The sequence below is a fragment of the Shimia sediminis genome (assembly GCF_003990645.1).
In the GTDB taxonomy this organism is placed as follows: Bacteria; Pseudomonadota; Alphaproteobacteria; order Rhodobacterales; family Rhodobacteraceae; genus Shimia; species Shimia sediminis.
This window is the reverse complement of the sequence record NZ_RYZK01000003.1, coordinates 80,622-100,279: the sequence shown is the minus strand read 5'-3', so window position 1 is coordinate 100,279 and position 19,658 is coordinate 80,622. Positions and strand designations below refer to the sequence as shown.

The 19,658-nt window shown below is 60.6% G+C and carries 19 protein-coding genes; 14 read left to right on the top strand and 5 right to left on the bottom strand.

What is annotated here, in order from left to right; genetic code table 11:
* Nucleotides 1–7: 7 nt before the first annotated feature.
* Nucleotides 8–886, bottom strand: a complete 879-nt coding sequence (locus EK369_RS08445) for a phytanoyl-CoA dioxygenase family protein (RefSeq protein WP_127113482.1) — start codon at nt 884–886, stop codon at nt 8–10.
* Nucleotides 887–1,098: 212 nt separating this feature from the next.
* Between EK369_RS08445 and dnaN the strand changes: the two genes are divergently transcribed.
* The 6 genes from dnaN (at nt 1,099) to EK369_RS08415 (ending at nt 8,848) form a co-directional block, all read left to right on the top strand.
* Nucleotides 1,099–2,217 carry a DNA polymerase III subunit beta gene (gene dnaN / locus EK369_RS08440; RefSeq protein WP_127113480.1) on the top strand — a complete coding sequence of 373 codons (1,119 nt, stop codon included), beginning with the start codon at nt 1,099–1,101 and terminating at the stop codon, nt 2,215–2,217.
* 58 nt (nt 2,218–2,275) lie between these two features.
* Nucleotides 2,276–3,379 carry a DNA replication/repair protein RecF gene (gene recF / locus EK369_RS08435; RefSeq protein WP_127113478.1) on the top strand — a complete coding sequence of 368 codons (1,104 nt, stop codon included), beginning with the start codon at nt 2,276–2,278 and terminating at the stop codon, nt 3,377–3,379.
* 96 nt (nt 3,380–3,475) lie between these two features.
* Nucleotides 3,476–5,890, top strand: a complete 2,415-nt coding sequence (gyrB, locus tag EK369_RS08430) for a DNA topoisomerase (ATP-hydrolyzing) subunit B (RefSeq protein ID WP_127113476.1) — start codon at nt 3,476–3,478, stop codon at nt 5,888–5,890.
* Nucleotides 5,891–6,138: 248 nt separating this feature from the next.
* On the top strand, nt 6,139–7,242 hold the full coding sequence (aroC, locus tag EK369_RS08425; RefSeq protein ID WP_127113474.1) for a chorismate synthase: 1,104 nt from the start codon (nt 6,139–6,141) through the stop codon (nt 7,240–7,242).
* On the top strand, nt 7,242–7,907 hold the full coding sequence (locus EK369_RS08420; RefSeq protein ID WP_127113472.1) for an HD domain-containing protein: 666 nt from the start codon (nt 7,242–7,244) through the stop codon (nt 7,905–7,907). The genes aroC and EK369_RS08420 overlap by 1 nt, the downstream gene beginning before the upstream one ends.
* Nucleotides 7,904–8,848, top strand: a complete 945-nt coding sequence (locus tag EK369_RS08415; RefSeq protein ID WP_127113470.1) for an AEC family transporter — start codon at nt 7,904–7,906, stop codon at nt 8,846–8,848. The genes EK369_RS08420 and EK369_RS08415 overlap by 4 nt, the downstream gene beginning before the upstream one ends.
* Here EK369_RS08415 and EK369_RS08410 read toward each other — a convergent pair.
* Nucleotides 8,845–10,008 carry a cytochrome P450 gene (locus tag EK369_RS08410; RefSeq protein WP_127113468.1) on the bottom strand — a complete coding sequence of 388 codons (1,164 nt, stop codon included), beginning with the start codon at nt 10,006–10,008 and terminating at the stop codon, nt 8,845–8,847. The two genes, EK369_RS08415 and EK369_RS08410, sit on opposite strands and share 4 nt — an antisense overlap.
* Nucleotides 10,009–10,095: 87 nt before the next feature.
* Here EK369_RS08410 and EK369_RS08405 point away from each other — a divergent pair, with 87 nt between their 5' ends.
* A complete protein-coding gene (locus EK369_RS08405; protein ID WP_127113466.1) occupies nt 10,096–10,605 on the top strand; it encodes a MarR family winged helix-turn-helix transcriptional regulator in 510 nt (169 codons plus the stop codon).
* 46 nt (nt 10,606–10,651) lie between these two features.
* On the opposite strand, the gene EK369_RS08400 is transcribed toward EK369_RS08405, so the two are convergent.
* Entirely contained in the window at nt 10,652–12,154 is a 1,503-nt protein-coding gene (locus EK369_RS08400; protein ID WP_127113464.1) for a malonate--CoA ligase, read from the bottom strand.
* A 120-nt stretch (nt 12,155–12,274) separates the two neighbouring features.
* Between EK369_RS08400 and EK369_RS08395 the strand changes: the two genes are divergently transcribed.
* The gene (locus EK369_RS08395) at nt 12,275–13,195 is read left to right on the top strand and encodes a DMT family transporter (protein WP_127114049.1); all 921 of its coding nucleotides are present in this window, start codon (nt 12,275–12,277) and stop codon (nt 13,193–13,195) included.
* On the opposite strand, the gene EK369_RS08390 is transcribed toward EK369_RS08395, so the two are convergent.
* Both EK369_RS08390 and EK369_RS08385 read right to left on the bottom strand, forming a co-directional pair.
* The gene (locus tag EK369_RS08390) at nt 13,192–14,688 is read right to left on the bottom strand and encodes a malonate decarboxylase subunit alpha (RefSeq protein ID WP_127113462.1); all 1,497 of its coding nucleotides are present in this window, start codon (nt 14,686–14,688) and stop codon (nt 13,192–13,194) included. The two genes, EK369_RS08395 and EK369_RS08390, sit on opposite strands and share 4 nt — an antisense overlap.
* Nucleotides 14,689–14,693: 5 nt before the next feature.
* Nucleotides 14,694–15,563 (bottom strand): branched-chain amino acid aminotransferase, encoded by an 870-nt coding sequence (locus EK369_RS08385; RefSeq protein WP_127113460.1) that lies wholly within the window; start codon nt 15,561–15,563, stop codon nt 14,694–14,696.
* A 165-nt stretch (nt 15,564–15,728) separates the two neighbouring features.
* On the opposite strand from EK369_RS08385, the gene EK369_RS08380 reads away from it, so the two are divergent.
* From EK369_RS08380 to EK369_RS08355, 6 genes are all read left to right on the top strand, one after another.
* Nucleotides 15,729–16,226, top strand: a complete 498-nt coding sequence (locus EK369_RS08380; protein ID WP_127113458.1) for a MarR family winged helix-turn-helix transcriptional regulator — start codon at nt 15,729–15,731, stop codon at nt 16,224–16,226.
* Nucleotides 16,223–16,924, top strand: a complete 702-nt coding sequence (locus EK369_RS08375; RefSeq protein WP_127113456.1) for a response regulator — start codon at nt 16,223–16,225, stop codon at nt 16,922–16,924. The genes EK369_RS08380 and EK369_RS08375 overlap by 4 nt, the downstream gene beginning before the upstream one ends.
* 79 nt (nt 16,925–17,003) lie before the next feature.
* Nucleotides 17,004–17,495, top strand: a complete 492-nt coding sequence (locus tag EK369_RS08370; protein ID WP_127113454.1) for a hypothetical protein — start codon at nt 17,004–17,006, stop codon at nt 17,493–17,495.
* A 118-nt stretch (nt 17,496–17,613) separates the two neighbouring features.
* Nucleotides 17,614–18,549, top strand: a complete 936-nt coding sequence (locus EK369_RS08365) for a histone deacetylase family protein (protein ID WP_127113453.1) — start codon at nt 17,614–17,616, stop codon at nt 18,547–18,549.
* Nucleotides 18,546–18,788: an exodeoxyribonuclease VII small subunit gene (locus EK369_RS08360; protein ID WP_127113451.1), complete on the top strand. Its 243-nt coding sequence runs from the start codon at nt 18,546–18,548 to the stop codon at nt 18,786–18,788. The genes EK369_RS08365 and EK369_RS08360 overlap by 4 nt, the downstream gene beginning before the upstream one ends.
* Nucleotides 18,789–19,658 (top strand): polyprenyl synthetase family protein, encoded by an 870-nt coding sequence (locus EK369_RS08355; protein WP_127113449.1) that lies wholly within the window; start codon nt 18,789–18,791, stop codon nt 19,656–19,658.

Below are 19,658 nucleotides of genomic sequence, written 5' to 3'. Positions count from 1 at the left end.
GCGCGCCTCAGGCATACCATTTATCCTCGACGTAATGCGGTTCGGGCCGGTCATGCAGCTGCTCCCACTTGCAGAGCTGCGGGGTCTTGCCCAGCGGCACAGACTGCCCGCCGCGAAACGCCCATTCGCCGCGTTCAGAATTTTCGGCCCGCACATAGCTGGAAATCGCAAAGGAGCGGTCCTGTTGTGACTGGTTGGGCAAGGACCCGTGCACCGTCAGCAACCCCCAGAGTGCCATGTCCCCCGGCTCCATCTCGAGCGGCACCACCTCGCCCGGATCAATCCCCTTGGCACGTAGTTCATCCTCGGCTGTCAGCCCTTTCATGATCTGCCCGTCGCCGTCATCCGAAAGACCGATATAGCCGCGCTTGTGCGACCCCGGCACAACCTGCAGACAGCCATTCTGCATCGTCGACGGATCGATGGCCAAACCGGAGTTCACCGTCGATCCGGCAATGTCGACGTAAGCCTCGCGTGCTTCGCGAAACCGCAGGTCCTGATGAAAGCGATACCCGGTTAGCCCCGCCCCCGGTGGTTTCCAGTGAATTTGCTGCGCCACCTGTTTGATGCTCTGCCCCAAAATGGGTTCCAAGAGCACGCGGTAGCTTTCAGACCGCCGGAACGACTCGAAATACTCCGATATCCAGGCAATCCAGTAGGCCTGGATCACATAGCGCGCGCCAAAATCCTCTTCCGGCAGGATTTCGAAGCTGAGGTTGCCATGCCGCCAGGTGCGGGGATGCCTTAACCCCTCCTGGTAAATCCGCGCGGTTTCTGTGCGCAGCCGCTGCAGCTCATCCCCATCGATGAACTGCCGCACCAATGCGTAGCCTTCTTCGCGGTATTGCTCGGCAGCCTCGCGGGCCTGTGTCTCAGTGATCGGCATGTGCCCTCTCCCGGAATTCACAGGCAGTCTGGCATGATCGGGGCCTGGCGCAAAAAAGTATCTTCCCTACATCGAAAAACACTCAGAACGCACCGCGACCCTGCCATCTCTTGACGCTCCCGCAAAACCATCGGAAAACTCTAAGAAAAGGCTTGAGCCGAAGGGGGAATAGGTTACCTTGCCCCTCCCGGCACCGCAAAAGGGACAAGGATATGAAGATCAGCATCGAACGCGGCAACCTGCTCAAGGCCGTCAGCCAGGCCCAATCCGTTGTCGAGCGCCGCAACACCATTCCAATCCTTGCCAACGTGCTGATCGAAGCCGAAGGCAATACGGTACAATTCCGAGCCACCGATCTGGATATCGAGGTGGTCGACAAGACCCCCGCCATGGTCGAACGCGCAGGGGCCACCACGGTTTCGGCCACGACATTGCACGAGATCGTACGCAAGCTGCCGGACGGCGCTCTGGTCACGCTGACCGACGATGGCGCCTCGGGGCGTCTTACGGTCGAGGCCGGGCGCTCGAACTTTTCGCTCGCCACCTTGCCGCGCGAAGATTTCCCGGTCATGGCATCGTCTGAATACCACTCGAACTTTTCGGCCCCCGCCCCGGTGCTGCGCCGCCTGTTCGACAAGTCCAAATTCGCCATCTCGACCGAAGAGACCCGCTACTACCTGAACGGCGTCTACATGCATGTGGCCGACAGCGAAAACGGCAAGGCCCTGCGCTGCGTGGCCACCGATGGTCACCGCCTGGCGCGCATCGACGCGGATCTGCCTGAGGGCGCATCGGACATGCCCGGCGTGATCGTGCCGCGCAAAACCGTGGGCGAGCTGCGCAAGCTCCTGGATGATGACGAGATGCAGATCGCGGTTTCGGTCTCGGAAACCAAGGTGCGCTTTGCCACCCCCGACATCACGCTGACGTCCAAGGTGATCGACGGCACCTTCCCCGACTACACCCGCGTCATTCCACAGGGCAACACCCGCAAGCTTGAGGTGGACGCCAGCGAATTCGCCCGCGCCGTGGACCGCGTGGCCACCGTGTCATCCGAGCGGTCGCGCGCCGTGAAACTGCAGCTGGACGAGGACAAGCTGGTCCTGTCGGTCAACGCACCTGACAGCGGTGCCGCCGAGGAAGAGCTGGCCGTGGCCTATTCCGACGAGCGGCTCGAGATTGGCTTTAACGCCAAGTACCTGTTGGAGATCGCCAGCCAGGTCGATCGCGAGAATGCGGTGTTCATGTTCAATTCGGCCGGTGACCCGACCCTGATGCGCGAAGGTGGTGACACCAGCGCGGTCTATGTCGTGATGCCGATGCGGGTCTAACGGGCTGACGCCCGTGCCTGCGGCGCGAGTATTTTTGGCGAAATGAAGAGGCGGGGATATGGCTGGCCTCTTTCTTGATTCTCTCTCCCTCTCGCATTTCCGATCCCACAAGAAAGGGTCCGTGACCGTAGACGCGCGCCCAGTGGCGATCTACGGGCCCAATGGGGCGGGCAAGACCAATATCCTCGAGGCGGTGTCGCTGTTTTCGCCCGGACGGGGCCTGCGCCGCGCCAGCGCCGAGGCCATGACCAGACGCCCAGAGGCGCTGGGATGGAAGCTGACCGGGCATCTGCGGTCGCTCGGCCAGCTGCACGAGATCGAGATCTGGTCCGAAGAGGGCCGCGCGCGACAGTTGCGCCTGAATGGCAAGGCGGCAGCCCAGACCGAGTTGGGGCGCGTCGCCCGCGTACTCTGGCTTGTGCCTGCGATGGACCGGCTCTGGATCGAAGGGGCCGAGGGGCGCAGACGGTTTCTGGATCGCATGGCGCTGTCGTTCTTTCCGTCCCATGCCGAAGCGTCGCTGGTTTATGAAAAATCCATGCGCGAGCGCAACAGGCTGTTAAAGGATCAGGTGCGCGATCCGGCGTGGTATGGCGCGCTCGAAGCGCAAATGGCCGAGTCAGGCGCTGCGATCCATGCCAACCGGATTGCTGCCGTCCGCCACCTCAGCGCCGCACAGACCGAGGCCGAGACGGCTTTTCCGGTGGCTAACCTGACGCTCAGCCATCCGGATGCGAAGATGCCGGACACGGCAGATGAGCTGCGCGCAGCCCTTGCCGACAGCCGCCCGCGCGACCTGATCGCCGGACGTACGCTGATCGGCCCCCATCGCGCCGACCTCGATGCCATCTATACCGCCAAGGGCGTGCCGGCGCGCGATTGTTCCACAGGTGAGCAAAAGGCGCTGCTGATCTCGCTGATCCTTGCCAATGGCCGGGCTTTGACGCGCGACTTTGGCGCCCCCCCGATCCTGTTGCTCGACGAGGTTGCCGCGCACCTCGACGCCACCCGCCGCGCCGCGCTTTACGACGAGATCTGCGCCCTTGGGGCACAGGCCTGGATGACCGGCACAGGCGCGGAATTGTTCGCCGATCTGGGGGATCGGGCACAGTATCTGGAAGTCACTGAAGAAGAGGGCATCTCGTCTCTCAAACCCCATTGATTCCACAGGATTCGTGACACAAAAAACTTGGCGCTATTGCGTGACATTCCCTGCCCGACACCCTATTTTGGCCGGACTGAATAGGGGAAATACCAAATGTCCGAAGAGACCCAGAGCAACCCGGAATACGGCGCGGATTCCATCAAGGTTCTCAAAGGCTTGGAAGCCGTCCGCAAACGTCCCGGTATGTACATCGGTGATACCGACGATGGCTCGGGCCTGCACCACATGGTGTATGAGGTCGTCGATAACGGCATTGACGAGGCGCTGGCCAAACATGCCGACCACGTGCGGGTGAAAATTCACGCCGACAGTTCGGTCTCGGTGTTCGACAACGGACGCGGGATTCCCGTGGGCATCCACGAGGAAGAGGGCGTCTCGGCGGCCGAGGTCATCATGACCCAGCTGCACGCCGGTGGTAAGTTCGACTCGAACTCGTACAAGGTTTCGGGTGGTCTGCACGGGGTTGGCGTCTCGGTTGTGAACGCGCTCTCGGACTGGCTGGAACTGCGCATCTGGCGCGAAGGCAAGGAACATATCGCCCGGTTCGAACATGGCGACACGGTCAAGCACCTCGAAGTTGTGGGCGACACCGATCAGACCGGCACCGAAGTGCGCTTCATGGCCTCGCTCGATACCTTCTCCAACCGCGACTACGTGTTTGAGACGCTGGAAAAGCGCCTGCGCGAACTGGCCTTTCTGAACTCGGGCGTACGGATCCTGCTCGAAGATGAACGCCCTGCCGAAGCCCTGCGGACCGAACTGTTTTATGACGGCGGCGTCATGGAATTCGTCAAGTATGTCGACCGCCACAAAACCCCGCTGATGGAAGAACCGATCTACGTCAAAGGCGAGCGGGACGATATCGGCGTCGAGGTGGCGATGTGGTGGAATGACAGCTATCACGAGACCGTGCTGCCCTTTACCAACAACATCCCGCAACGCGATGGCGGCACCCATATGGCGGGTTTCCGGGGGGCTTTGACCCGCACCCTGCAAAAGTACGCGCAGGAAACCGGGATCGCCAAAAAGGAAAAGGTCAGCTTTACCGGCGACGACGCCCGCGAAGGCCTGACCTGTGTGCTGTCGGTCAAGGTGCCGGACCCGAAGTTCTCGTCCCAGACCAAGGATAAGCTGGTCAGCTCCGAGGTCCGCCCCGCCGTCGAAGGGTTGATGAACGAAAAGCTGGCCGAGTGGTTCGAAGAAAACCCGAACACCGCGAAAATGATCGTCTCCAAGATTGTCGAAGCCGCCCACGCCCGCGAAGCCGCCCGCAAGGCGCGCGAGCTGACCCGGCGGAAATCGGCGATGGACGTGAATTTCCTCGCGGGCAAGCTCAAGGATTGCTCGGAAAAAGACCCCTCGCAAACCGAAGTGTTCCTCGTCGAGGGGGATTCGGCGGGAGGCTCGGCCCAGACCGGCCGCGACCGCCGGACCCAAGCCATCCTGCCGCTCCGCGGGAAAATCCTCAACGTGGAACGCGCGCGGTTTGACCGGATGCTGTCGTCCCAAGAGATCGGCAACCTTGTCATGGCGCTGGGGACCGGCATTGGCCGCGATGAATTCAACATCGACAAACTGCGCTATCATAAGATCGTCATCATGACCGACGCCGACGTCGACGGCGCCCACATCCGCACATTGTTGCTGACGTTCTTTTACCGTCAGATGCCGGAGCTCATTGAAAAGGGTCATCTTTTCATTGCTCAACCACCACTTTACAAAGTGGCGCGCGGCAAGTCCGAGGTTTACCTCAAGGATCAGGCCGCGCTGGATGACTACCTGGTGGAACAGGGCATCGACGGTGCGGTTCTGAAACTGGGCAGTGGCATGGACATGGTCGGCGCCGACCTTGCCCGCGTGGTGGGCGAAGCCCGTCAGCTGAAACGCGTGCTCGACGCCTTCCCGACCCATTACCCACGTCACATCCTGGAACAGGCTGCCATTGCAGGCGCCTTTGTGCCCGGTGCCGTAGACGCCGACCTGCAGGGCGTGGCCGACACCGTGGCCCAGCGCCTTGACCTGATCGCTCTGGAATACGAACGCGGCTGGCAGGGTCGCATCACACAGGATCACGGCATCCGTCTTGCGCGCATCCTACGCGGTGTGGAAGAGGTGCGCACGCTGGACGGTCCGATGCTGCGGTCGGGCGAGGCGCGCAAGACCGGCAGCTTCACCGAAAGCCTGCAAGAGGTCTACAACACCCCGGCAACGCTCATGCGCAAGGACCGCAGGCAGCTGATCCATGGGCCGCTTGACCTGTTGCACGCGATCCTGACCGAAGGCGAAAAGGGCCTGTCGCTGCAACGCTACAAGGGTCTGGGCGAAATGAACCCGGACCAGCTGTGGGAAACCACGCTGGACCCCGATGCCCGTACCTTCCTGCAGGTCAAGGTTGAAGACATGGCCGAGGCCGACGACCTCTTTACCAAGCTGATGGGCGACGTGGTGGAACCCCGCCGCGAGTTCATCCAGAAAAACGCGCTGAGTGTCGAAAACCTCGACTTCTGATCGCACACGGAAAACCAAACACACAGGGCGGTGATGTTCTCACCGCCCTGTGTGCTTTCCGGCGGGATTGGGGGCCAAAGACACGGCAGAGAAATGTTGTACAAAATGGAGAGTCACCCCCAAAACTTTTGTACAAAATGGTCATTTTGCCCATGTTACGGTTTAATCCGCGTCGGATTACGGCCCCAAGGGGTCTTGAGAAACTGCCCCCTGCCCGCTATGCCGCTGGCAAGCAAAGGAGCCACCCCATGTCGATGAATTCCTTCGGACATCTCTTCCGCGTCACCACCTGGGGTGAAAGTCACGGACCCGCTTTGGGCGCCACGGTCGATGGCTGCCCTCCGGGTGTTCCAGTGGACGAGGCGATGTTGCAAAACTGGCTCGACAAACGTCGTCCCGGCCAGAACAAGAACACCACGCAGCGCAATGAGCCTGACGCCGTGCGTATCCTGTCCGGCGTGTTCGAAGGCCAAAGCACCGGCACACCGATCCAGCTGATGATCGAAAACACCGATCAACGCAGCCGCGACTACGGTGACATTTCCGAGACGTTCCGCCCCGGCCACGCCGACATAACCTATTGGCAAAAATACGGAATTCGCGACTATCGCGGCGGCGGTCGGTCCTCTGCGCGTGAGACCGCAGCCCGTGTTGCCGCCGGTGGGATTGCCCGCGAAGCCATCAAGGCGCTGGCCCCGAACGTCGAGATCAAGGGCTACATGACCGCCATGGGCGCGTTGGATATCGACCGCTCCGCCTTTGACTGGGACGCCATCGACCAGAACCCTTTCTGGATTCCGCAAAGCGTCGAAGTGGCGCAGGAATGGGAGGATTACCTCCAGAAACTGCGCAAGGATCACAACTCGGTCGGCGCGATTGTCGAAGTGGTGGCACGCGGCGTCCCCGCAGGCCTTGGCGCGCCGGTCTATGGCAAGATCGACACCGATCTGGCCGCAGCCATGATGTCCATCAACGCCGTCAAAGGCGTCGAAATCGGCGAAGGCATGGCCGCCGCCCGCCTCACCGGCACCGACAATGCGGACGAGATTTTCATGGGTGAAAACGGCCCGGAATACGGATCAAACCACGCTGGCGGCATCCTTGGCGGGATCTCGACCGGGCAGGACATAACCGTAAGATTCGCTGTAAAACCAACGTCTTCCATCCTGTCTCCGCGTAAATCCATCCGCAAGGACGGCTCCGCAATCGAGGTCATCACCAAGGGTCGTCATGACCCCTGTGTTGGCATCCGCGCCGTGCCTGTGGGCGAAGCCATGATGGCTTGCGTGATCCTCGACCACCTGTTGCTGCATCGCGGTCAGGTTGGTGAGAACCGCGGCAAGATTGGCTGATGAAACTCTTGCGCGCCGAATTGCGCCAGATCGTTCAACAGCAGATGAGCCAGGACCCCGCGCATGACATTGCGCATCTGGATCGGGTCTGGGCCAACGCGCACCGTATCGCGCGCGATGAAGGCAATGCCAATCTCAGGGTCCTGATGGCTGCGGCCTATCTGCATGATCTGGTCAATCTGCCCAAAGACGCCCCCAACCGGGCCGAGGCCTCGCGCATGTCCGCCAAGGCAGCCGTGCCAATCCTGACCGATCTGAACTACACGGCGGAGGAAATCAAAGCCGCCCAGCACGCCATTGCGGCGCACAGCTATTCCGCTCAGATTCCACCGGAGACACCCGAGGCGGTGATCTTGCGCGACGCCGATCGACTGGACGCTCTGGGCGCCATCGGTATTGCACGGACTTTCATGGTGGCGGGCACGATGGATCGCGGTCTGGCGGACCCAAACGATCCCTTTGCCGCCAATCGCCCGCTGGACGATCAGATGTGGTCGATCGACCACTGGCACCTTAAGCTGTTGCAATTGCCTAAAGAAATGGCAACGGCCAAGGGCCGTAAGATTGCCAACAAACGCGCGCGCCTGATGCTGGCCTACCTGACGCAGCTGTCAAAAGAGATGGACACGGAGCTGCCGGACTATTGGTCGGAGCTGTTGCAGTGACCGACATTCTGACCATCACCTTTCCGATCTACGCCGCCATTGCCATTGGCTATCTGGTCGTCCTCAAGGGGTGGTTCACACAGGCTGATATGCGCAGCTTTGGCAAATACGTCATGAACATCGCCATGCCCGCACTGTTGTTCAATGCTGTGGCTTCGCGGGACGTCGGAGAGGTTCTGCACTGGGGCTATCTGGCCGCCTATACCCTTGGCGGCGTTGCAACAATTGTGATCGCCTTTCTGTGGTTCTCGGTCACAGCCCGCGACAAAAGCCGCCGTGCCATTGCCGTTCTCGGCAGCACCTGTCCAAACTCAGGGTTCATCGGCTACCCCCTGATGCTGCTCACCTTTCCCGAGATCGCGGGCATCGTTCTGGCGCTCAACATGCTGGTGGAACTGATTGTGCTGATCCCGGTCTGCCTCGTCCTGATGGACATGGCTCGCGACGGTGCACACCAGTCTCCCGTGCGCCAGATCGCTGGCAACATCGCCAACACGTTTAAACGCCCGATGATGCTGGGGCTATTGCTGGGGCTGGCGGTCTCGGCACTGAACCTGCCAGTGCCCGGACCGGTCGACCACCTGTTCCGCATGATCGCCGCCTCGGCCGCAGCACTGTCGCTGATCGTCATTGGCGGCTCGCTTGTGGGCCTGCCGCTCAAGGGCAATCGCCTGTTCGCCACACAAATCTCGGCGGCAAAACTGTTCTTGCACCCGGCCATGGTGTTTCTGGCTGTGCTGGCCTTGCCTGCCCTCGGGATCGCGCCGCTGGACCCCCAAATGTTTGCCGCCGTGATCCTGTCTGCCGCCATCTCGATGTTTGGCATTTACACCGTTCTGGCGCAGGAAAGCGGGCTAGAAGGGCTGGCCTCGATTGCGATGCTGATCGCCACCAGCACTGCGTTCTTTACCCTGTCCGCCCTATTGATGCTGCTGACCTAAGCGTCCCAGGCCACCGGCATGGTCAGCGGCCCGCGAAAGGCCCAGCCGCCAAACGGCACATCACCGTTCAGTCGCAGCCCCGGTAGGTTCTCAAAAATCTGCGGCAATGCCACTTCCGCGATCAAACAACGCGCCGCCCATGCCCCGGCGCAGAAATGCGGCCCGGCCCCAAAGGCGATTGACGGGCCGACGTCCTGTGTCATGTCGAAGATGTCCGGTCTTTCAAAAACGGCCTCGTCCCGATTGCCCGACCCGAACATGAAAAACACCCTATCCTCAGGTTCAAAGGTGACGCCACCGGTCTCATGGCGTTGAGCCACCCGGCGTGGCGACATGCCGATAGGTGAATTCCACCGCGCGTATTCCTCAAAGGCCTGCAACCAAGTCATCGCGCCGTCTTGTACCATCGCCAATTGTTCGGGATGGGTCAGCAGCGCCCAGACCACCCCCGCAATCGCATCACGCGGTTCATTCTGCCCGCCGCTGATTGCCAGCTTGATGTTGGCGCGGATGGCCGCGTCCGGCAGCCCGGATTGCATCTGGACCGACAACAGGGAATGGTTGGGATCGGCCTCCAGCACAGGCTTCATCTCGTCGATGTGGCGATCAATTGATGCGGTGCAATCATGGCAGGCCGCCTCGACCTCCGGGTCACCGGCATAGTTCGAGCAGCCATCAATCATGCCCTGGCTGACGCGGTCCATTTCCTGCCATGTCATGTTGGTCAGCCCGGTAATCGACTTGAGCGCCTCACCCGAAATGCGCATGGCAATGTCGCGCACCATGTCGGCCTGTCCCTTGGGGTGCAGTTCACGCAAAACAGTCTCTGTTGCAGCCTGAAACTGCGATTTCCAGACATCCCGCACGGTCCGGGGCGAGATTGTTGGAAAGATCGCCTTGCGCTCGGCGCCATGTGCCTCGCCGTCTTTGCGCATCATGTTTTGGCCCATGAGGACGGTCATCAACCCATTCGGCTGATCCGAGGAAAACACGTCGATCTTTTTTTCATTCTCGAAAATGTCATCCCGCCGCGTGAACAGGGTCGCGTCCAGTTGCGGCACATAGGCAATAGGCGCGGTGGCACGCATCTCTTTGAGGGTCGGGTAGGGATCTCGCCAGAACGCTTGCGGATCGATTTCGAAAACGGGGGCAGTGGACATTGGAATCACCCTTGTGTTGTCAGGTCAACACGACCAACTCACCGCAATCGTGTTGTCATGTCAACACATAACATGTAAACTAATCACATGACCAATCTGACCGATGATCTGTTCCTGATCGACCCCAACGACTCGCCAGAAACTCCGGCCCGCCGCACGCTTAGCTTTTCGCGCACGCCAACGGTGCTGCTGACGTTTGCAGCCAACCGGTTTACCCGCAGCGCGGCGCGACATTATCAAGAGACCTTTGGGATCGGCGCCATGGATTGGCGTATGCTGGTGATGTTGGCGCGCGAACCGGGCAGCAGCGTGTCACATGCGTCCAAGACGATGGGCATCGACAAGGCCGCCGTCAGCCGCAGCCTGCAGCGGTTGCAGTCCAATGACCTGGCCTCGCCCGCTGCAACAGGGCCAGATGAGCGCCGAAAGGACTGGACGCTGACGCAGACGGGCGCGGAACTGCATGACCGTATCCTTGAAGACGCCCTGGCACGGCAACGCCAATTGCTTGACGGGTTCTCACCGGAAGAGGTTCAGCAGCTTAACGGCTACCTCACTCGGTTTCTGACCAACCTGGATGCCCTGAACGACGACTAGATCGCCCCCGCGGCCTCTTATTGGTCAAAACGCCTACATCCGACCGTCAGGCAAACAAGTCCGCGTAGGTTTCGCGAAGCGCTTTCTTTTGCACCTTGCCCATAGTGTTGCGCGGCAGTTCCGGCACCAGAAGCACCTTTTTGGGCTGTTTGAACTTGGCCAGTTGTCCGTCCAAGGCCATGGCAATGCCCTCGGCCTGCAGGGTGTCGGCATCAGGCACCACAACGGCCACAACACCTTCACCAAAATCGGGATGAGGCACCCCGATCACAGCGCTTTCCAACACGCCGGGCAGGTCGTCGATCAACGCCTCGACCTCTTTTGGGTAGACGTTGAACCCCCCGGTGATCACCAGATCCTTGTCGCGCCCGACGATGGTGACATAGCCATCCGCATCGATCTTTGCGAGATCCCCGGTGATGAACCAGCCATCGGGCAGCAATTCTTCTGCCGTCTTCTCAGGCATCTGCCAATAGCCCTGAAACACGTTGTCCCCACGTACTTCCAGCACGCCGATCTCTCCGGCCTCAACCTCTTGCCCATCCTTGCGGATACGGGCCTCGACCCCGGGCAAGGGAAAGCCCACGGTCCCGGCCCTGCGGTCGCCGTCATAAGGGTTCGACGTCGACATGTTGGTTTCGGTCATCCCATAGCGTTCCAGAATGCGATGACCGGTGCGATCTTCCCATTTTTCATGGGTATCCACCAACAACGGCGCCGAACCAGAGATGAACAATCGCATGTTCGCCGCCCGCGCTCGGGTCAGGCGCGGGTCATCCAGCAGGCGGGTGTAAAACGTGGGCACCCCCATCAGCGCAGTGGCACGCGGCATGGCGTCAAGGATCTGATCGGCATTGAACCCGGCAAGAAACTCGACCGACGCCCCGGCCAGCAGCGCCACGTTGGTGGCAACGAACAGCCCGTGGGTGTGAAAAATCGGCAAGGCATGAATCAGCACGTCTGCCTTGGTGAACCGCCAGTAGTCCCGCAGCATCTCGGAGTTTGAGGCGAGGTTCTTGTGGCTCAGCATCGCGCCCTTGGACCGTCCCGTCGTGCCCGAGGTATACAGAATTGCGGCCAAATCGTCGGGCCCACGCGCAACGGGTGTGAACCCACCCCGTCCCACGATGGCCTCTTCCAACGTGCCGCGCCCCTTGTCGTCGAGTGTCAGAACCTTGGCGTCACCCGCGATGTTGCGCACTGCGTCTTCATGCAAAGGATCACATACCACCACACGCGGGGTCGCATCGCCCAGAAAATACGAGACTTCGGACGTGGTGTAAGCCGTGTTCAGTGGCAAAAAGACCCCGCCAGCCATCACGGTGCCAAGGTAAAGCTGGATTGCTTCGATAGTCTTGGACACCTGAACCGCGACGCGATCTCCGGGCTCAACGCCCAGGGAAACAAGCGCCGCTGCCATCCGTTCGGCCCCTGCGAACAGCTCGCCAAAAGTCATGCTGGCGCGCTGGTGAATGCGCGCAAAATTGCGCGTTTCCTGGCCGACAGATGCAGCATGCAGACGGGATATCAAATAGTTCTGGTCGTACAAGGTCGGCTCCTTCACAAGTCTCTTGCGGTTTGTCCCCTGCGCCAAGGCCAAGATCAAGCCCTCTGCTTGCTCTTATTGCCGCATTTAGTTAACGTGACAAGCACATCGAAAGCACCCCATATGCACCCCCTTCGCGGCATTCTTCTCAAAGTCATCTCGGTCCTGCTGTTCTCAGTCATGGCCGCATGCATCAAGGCGGCATCAGCACATGTGCCCCCCGGTGAAGCGGTGTTCTTTCGGTCGATCTTTGCCATGCCGGTGATATTCGGCTGGCTAGCGATGCGGCGAGAATTGCGCACGGGTCTCAAGACCGACAACGTGATGGGCCACTTTTGGCGCGGGGTGATCGGCACCACAGCGATGGCACTGGCGTTCGCTGCACTTGGACTGCTGCCATTACCCGAGGTCACTGCGATCGGCTATGCCGCACCGCTGCTGGTCGTGGTTTTTGCCGCCATGTTCCTGGGCGAACAGGTGCGATTGTTCCGCCTCTCGGCCGTCGGACTTGGTTTGATCGGCGTGATGATCATTCTCTATCCTCGCCTCTCAGCCTTTAACGGGGTCGAGCGCGATGCAATTGCCGCCCTTGGCGCGGTCATCACGCTGGGGTCGGCCACCTTTATGGCGCTGGCGCAGATCCATATCCGTAAACTGGTGCAGACCGAGAACACCGCGGCGGTCGTGTTCTATTTCACCCTCAGCTCGACCCTGCTTTCGTTACTGACAGTTCCGTTCGGCTGGGTCATTCCGAACACAACCGAATTCCTGCTCTTGGCCATCGCTGGACTATTGGGCGGCACCGCGCAGATATTCCTGACGTCGGCTTACCGCTTTGCGCCTGCCTCGGTCGTGGCACCTTTTGATTATGCCTCGATGCTCTTTGCGCTGCTGATCGGCTACTTCATCTTTCAGGAAGCACCAACCGTTCCGATGCTAGTCGGAGCCACAATTATCATCTTGTCCGGTATCCTGATCATCTGGCGTGAACGGCAGTTGGGTCTGAAACGCGGCGCCCGCAAGACCCTGACCCCCCAAGGCTAGGCCCGGATCACATCCAGAACCGAGCCGTCGCGGTATTCACAGACGGCCACAATGCGGCCTTCTGCGCGGCCTTGCACGGCCCCCTCACAGGCAGCGCGCGCTTGCCGGATCAGCTCTGCAATCTCAACAACCGGCAGACCCGCTTTCAACGCTTGGTCTTTCAACGCCGGGCGGCTCGGATGCACTGCTATTCCGACCTCTGTCACCACGGCCCCGATCGTGTCTCCGGGGGTCGTGAGGCAGGTCAATTCAGGCACTAACTTGGGGAATCCGCCCGCTGTGAGGGATGTTGTCACAATCGGCAGCTTTGCCCCTGCCGCCGTATCCGCATGACCGCCGGACCCGCCGATGATGCGGCCATCACTGGCTTGGGTGACATTGACGTTGAACCCTGCGTCCACCTCTGCCGCGCCGAGGATCATCACGTCGAGCAGGTTGGCAATCGCCTCTTGCCGCGCCGGGCTGGCATAGAGTGCTGCGGACATGGCGTGGTGTGACGGGTCCCTGGCATAGGATTCCACCGCCTCAAGATCAAAGGCCTGTACATCCCATATTTCGTCGAACAGCCCGGTGCGGTGCATCTCGACCAACGGCCCTGTCACGCCCCCTGCTGCGAAGCTTCCGGTCACGCCGCGGTCTGCCATGATCGGCGCAAGCGACCGCGCCACGGCAAGCGACGTTGCCCCTGCTCCGGTCTGAAACGAGAACCCGTCAGTCAGCAATCCTGAGGCCGCGATCAGGCTTGCCGTGAAATCGGCGATTGCCTTTCCCTTGGCGGAAGGGGCACGGCCTGTTGTGCCCGATACGATCTCGGACGCGGCCCCGATTGAGGCGACCTGAACCACCTGATCCACCTGATGCGCCGGAATGCAAATGCGGGGCAATCTGTCGGCCATGTGATCCGTCACGGCAATCACCTGCGCCGCGTGGGCCGCATCGACCATCGCATAGCCCAAGGGGCCACAGGCCTCTGGTCCAACTGCCCCGGTGAGGTTTCCCAAGCGATCCACTGCCGGGGCCGCAACAAAAGCCACATCGATCTTTAAACGCCCGCTTTCAATCGCGCAGGCCCGCCCACCGTGGGTTTGCAAAACCGCAGGGTTGCGCAACACGCCCGCCTTGACCGCATCCGCCAGCGGCCCGTTCATGTACGAGGTGGTGATCCGCGTCACGGTTCCGTCTTTTAGCAAGGGAACCAGGCTGGCGTGGCAGGGAAACAGCGACGAGGCAGCGATATGCAGGTCCCCAATGCCAAGCGCCTTGCAGGCAAAAAGCACCTGCCGCATGACGTCATCACCGTTTCTCAGATGATGGTGGAACGACAGGGTGGCACCGCTCTGCACCCCGGCCTGGCGAATGGCTTGACCGAGTTCCTGTGTAAACCGTGTCTCGACCGCGTCGCGGGGCGGTTTGGGCAAGGTCAGAGACGAAACGGCCCCGGCATAGATATGCACGGGGCCGTAACCATCAATGTATCTCGGCAGGTCCGACACCCGGATCAGGCGCGTACGAGTTTTTCGTAGCTCTCTGCGATATCACGTGTGATGTCGCCAACCTCAAAGGTGTAGTCACCGATCTGACCCACCGGGGTGACTTCGGCCGCAGTACCGGTCAGCCAGCATTGCTCGAAATCGGCCATTTCCTCGGGCAGGATGTGGCGTTCGATCACGGTGATGCCCTTGTCCTTCAACATCTGGATCACAGTCTGACGGGTAATGCCGTTCAGGAAGCAGTCGGCCAGCGGCGTATGCACCTCGCCATCTTTCACAAAGAACACGTTGGCACCGGTCGCTTCGGCGACATAACCGCGATAGTCCATGAACAGCGCATCCGAGCAGCCCTTGGCCTCGGCCTTGTGCTTGGAGATGGTGCAGATCATGTAAAGGCCCGCGGCCTTGGCATGCACCGGAATGGTCTCTGGCGAGGGACGTTTCCACTCGGCAATGTCCAGCTTGGCACCCTGCATTTTGGCGTCACCGTAATAGGCCCCCCAAGGCCAGACGGCGATCGCCATGCGCACCGGGTTCTTGGCTGAAGCCACACCCATGTCTTCGCCCGACCCGCGCCAGACCACTGCACGCACATAGGCGTCGGTCAGGCCGCTTTCCTTCAGCGTGGCCTCTTTGGCGGCTTCGATCTCGTCCACCGAATAGGGCATCGGCATGTCCAGCGCTGCCGCGCTGGCGATCAGACGCTCAGAATGCTCGCGGCTCTTGAAAATCTTACCGTTGTAAGCACGCTCACCTTCAAACACCGAGCTTGCATAGTGCATGGCATGGGTCAGCACATGCACCTTGGCCTCGCGCCAGTCGACGAATGCGCCATCCATCCAGATTTTGCCGTCCCGATCATCATAAGAACCCGACATGAGCCCTCCTCCAGCATAGTCAGTTTGCATTTGTTGCGCGAAAAAGGGCCGAACCGGACACAATGTTGCGCAAAATCTGAGAGTCGCTATCAGTTCACGCTTGGAGTGTCAACAAAGCTGACGTATTGTGACCTGTATACAGGCAAAAATGATTGGTGTGCGGGCATGCCGGAAACCAGTAGCAGCGAAAGCCTTCTTTACCTGACCGACGAACAGCTGCGTCAGGGGATTGAGGCCATGTACTTCGCTTATCGCGGCTTTACCGCTGATCCGGATCGCATCCTGGCGACAATGGCCTATGGGCGGGCGCATCACAGGGCCATTCACTTTGTCAAACGCGCGCCGGGCACGACGGTCACCAACCTGTTGGAAATTCTCGGCGTCACCAAGCAGTCGCTGAACCGCGTTTTGCGCACTTTGATCGAAGACGGGTTGATAGAAAGCCGTGTGGGGCCAACAGACCGCCGCGAGCGCAACCTGTTTCTGACCGAGGCCGGTGAGGCGCTGGAAAACCGCCTGTCCGACGCCCAGCGCGCGCGCATGCGGTCAGCCTTTCGCGATGCCGGCCCCGAAGCCGTCGCAGGGTTCCGTCGCGTGCTCGAGGCGATGATGGATGGGGAAATGAAGCGCCGCTATACAGGCCTCAGGGAGAGCGGCTCATGAGTGATATCGACCCTCACCTGTTGATCGTGGACGACGACGAGCGCATTCGCGAACTGTTGAAAAAGTTCCTGATGCGCAACGGTTTTCTCGTGACTTCGGCGCGTGATGCCGCCCATGCACGTCGTATCCTCTCGGGGCTGGACTTTGACATGATCGTTCTTGACGTGATGATGCCCGGCGAAGATGGCATGAGCCTGACCCGTGCCATCCGAGAAACGTCGATGACGCCGATCATGTTGTTGACGGCCAAGGGCGAGACCGAAGACCGCATCAAGGGTCTTGAGGCGGGCGCAGATGACTATCTGCCCAAACCTTTTGAACCAAAAGAGTTACTCTTGCGGATCAATGCCATTCTGCGCCGCATGCCGGAAGTTACCGAAAGCGATGCGGCCCCCAAAGTGCTGCACCTGGGTGCGATCCGCTATGACATCGAACGCGGCGAGATGTGGCAAGGCGAAGAGATCGTGCGCCTGACCGCCACAGAAAGCCAGTTGATGAAGATCTTCTCAGCCACGCCAGGAGCCCCGGTCAGCCGTACCAAACTGGTCGAGGATCTGGGCCGCGACAAGGGTCAGGCCCAGGAACGCGCCGTGGATGTTCAGATTACGCGGCTGCGCCGCAAGATCGAGGCAGACCCCAAACAACCCAGATACTTACAGACAGTCCGGGGTGCAGGATATATGCTGGCTCCTGAATAGGCCGCGTTTTTGTCAGTTCCCCAGGTTACGAGGACTTCGCCACGAGGGCGCAAAGGGCCTGTTGCAAAGGGAGAACACCATGCCATTCAAGAAACTGACCACACTTGCCGTCGCCGCGATGCTGCCGCTTTCGGTTGCTGCGCAAGAGCTCGAAGCCTGGGGGAGCGCCGGAGGTTGGGACATCCTGATTGACCCCAGCCTGGGTGATGGCTGTTTGATTCAGGCCGCATACTCTGATGGGTCCGTTGTGCGGATCGGCTTTGATCGCAATGAGGGCATGGGCTATGTGACCGCCTTTAACGAGGCCTGGGGAGATATCGAGGAAGGCGCGCAATACGGTATCCTGTTCGATCTGGATGGTCAGGAGTATGACGCGACAGCCACCGGAATTTACCTCAATGGGGTGCCGGGGGCGGACATCTATTTCGACAATCCGGATTTTCTGTTCGACATTGCCGCCAAGTACACGATGACGATCTATAACGAGAACGGCTATGTCACGGCGATTGACCTCGGAGGCACCATGGTGGGTCTCGAAGGTGCCATCGAATGCCAGAACGAAATGGGCTGATGCCCCGTCCCCACGCGGATTTGTAAAGGCAGGGCATTGCCCTGCCTTTGGCCTTCGGCGAGAGTATTTCTAACAAGATGAAGCCGGGGTGTGCCCCGCTGGAGGAGTCCGTATTTGCATGACCACTGCCCTGTTTAGCCACCCCGACTGCCTTGAGCACAAGACACCTTCCGGTCACCCGGAACAGGTGGCGCGGCTCGAGTACATCACCGAGGCGCTTTCGACATCCGCCTTTGATGCTCTGGAACGGCGCGAGGCCCCCCTGTGTCAGGACGGCGATATTCTGCTCTGCCATCCGCAGAGTCATCTGGACATGATCAAGGCGGCGGAACCCACCTCGGGCAGCCGCGCTCTGGATGCTGACACGCATATGTCACCGGGATCCATGCAGGCCGCCCGCCGCGCCGTTGGCGGCTGCGTGACCGCAGTTGATGCCGTGCTGGCTGGCGAGATCAGAAATGCCTTTGTTGCTTGTCGTCCTCCGGGCCACCATGCTGAACAATCCACGCCGATGGGCTTTTGTCTTTTTGGCAATGCCGCCATCGCCGCCCGTCATGCTATGGAGCGGCATGGGCTGGATCGCGTCGCCATCGTCGATTTTGACGTTCATCACGGCAACGGCACCCAGGCGCTGTTGTGGGACGAGCCACGGGCATTGTTCTTTTCCAGCCATCAGAACCCGCTCTGGCCGGGCACCGGCATGCCCGAAGAGACCGGTGGCCACAACAACGTGCACAACCTGCCCCTCCCACCCCACAGCGATGGCCGCCTGATGCGCGCCACATATGATGCGCAGGTCTGGCCGGTGATCGACCGGTTTCAGCCTCAGCTCATCATCATCTCTGCAGGCTTTGATGCACATCAGGACGACCCGCTGGCCAACCTCAACTGGTCCACCGAAGACTTTGCCTGGCTCACGCAAAAAATCTGCGATCTTGCTGACAAACATTGCCAGGGTCGCGTTGTCTCGACTCTCGAGGGCGGATATGATCTGAGGGCTTTGGCGGCCTCGGTCGCCGCCCATGTCAGCGTTTTGATGGAGAATGGCGCATGAGTGAGACGCCCGTGAGCGAGCTGAGTTTTGAACAGGCCATGGCCGAGCTTGAAAAAGTGGTTGGCCAGTTGGAACGCGGCGATGTCGCACTGGACGACTCCATCGCGCTGTATGAACGTGGTGCCCTGTTGAAAAAGCACTGCGAGGATAAGCTGAAAGCTGCCGAAGAAAAGGTTGCCGCCATCACTCTGGATGGCGACGGCAATCCTGCTGGGTTGAAACCTGTCGAAGGCCTCTGAATGTTTCAGTCCCGTCTGAATGAGGTCGCCAGCGCCGTTCAGGCGCATCTGGACGCGACGCTTGCCCCGATGGGCGACCTGCCCGTGGCCCAGGCCATGGGATATGCCAGTGCCGGGGGCAAACGCCTGCGTGCCTTTCTGGTGATGGAAAGCGCCCGCCTGCACGGCGTTGATCCGGCATTGTCGATCTGGCCGGCCACGGCCATCGAGGCCATGCACGCCTATTCGCTGGTACACGATGACCTGCCCTGCATGGACGACGACGACCTGCGTCGGGGGCAACCCACCGTGCATGTCAAATGGGACGAAACCACCGCTGTTCTGGCCGGTGACGCGCTGCAGACCTTTGCCTTTGAGTGTGTCAGCCGACCGGAGTGCCATCCAAACCCCGCCACCCGCGCGGAACTGACCGTGCGGCTCGCGCGGGCCGCAGGCGCGCAAGGAATGGTTCTGGGACAAGCGTTGGATATCGCGGCTGAAACCGCTGCCACGCCTCTGACACTCGACGAAATCACCCGGCTGCAGGCTGGCAAGACCGGCGCGCTGATTGCCTGGTCCGCCACGGCGGGCGCCGTCATGGCCGACTCTGACACCGCCCCCCTGCAACGCTACGCCGAAGACCTCGGCCTTGCCTTTCAGATTGCGGACGACATTTTGGATGTTGAGGGCGATGCCGCCAAGGTTGGCAAGGCCGTCGGTAAGGACGCCGAGGCAGGCAAGGCAACCTTTGTATCGCTTCTTGGACTGCAGGGGGCAAAATCCCGCGCCCGCGACCTCGTCGAGGATGCCTGTGCCGCGCTGGACATGTATGGTAGCCGGGCAGATACCTTGCGGGAAGCGGCCCGTTTCGTTATTGCGCGCGAGAGTTAA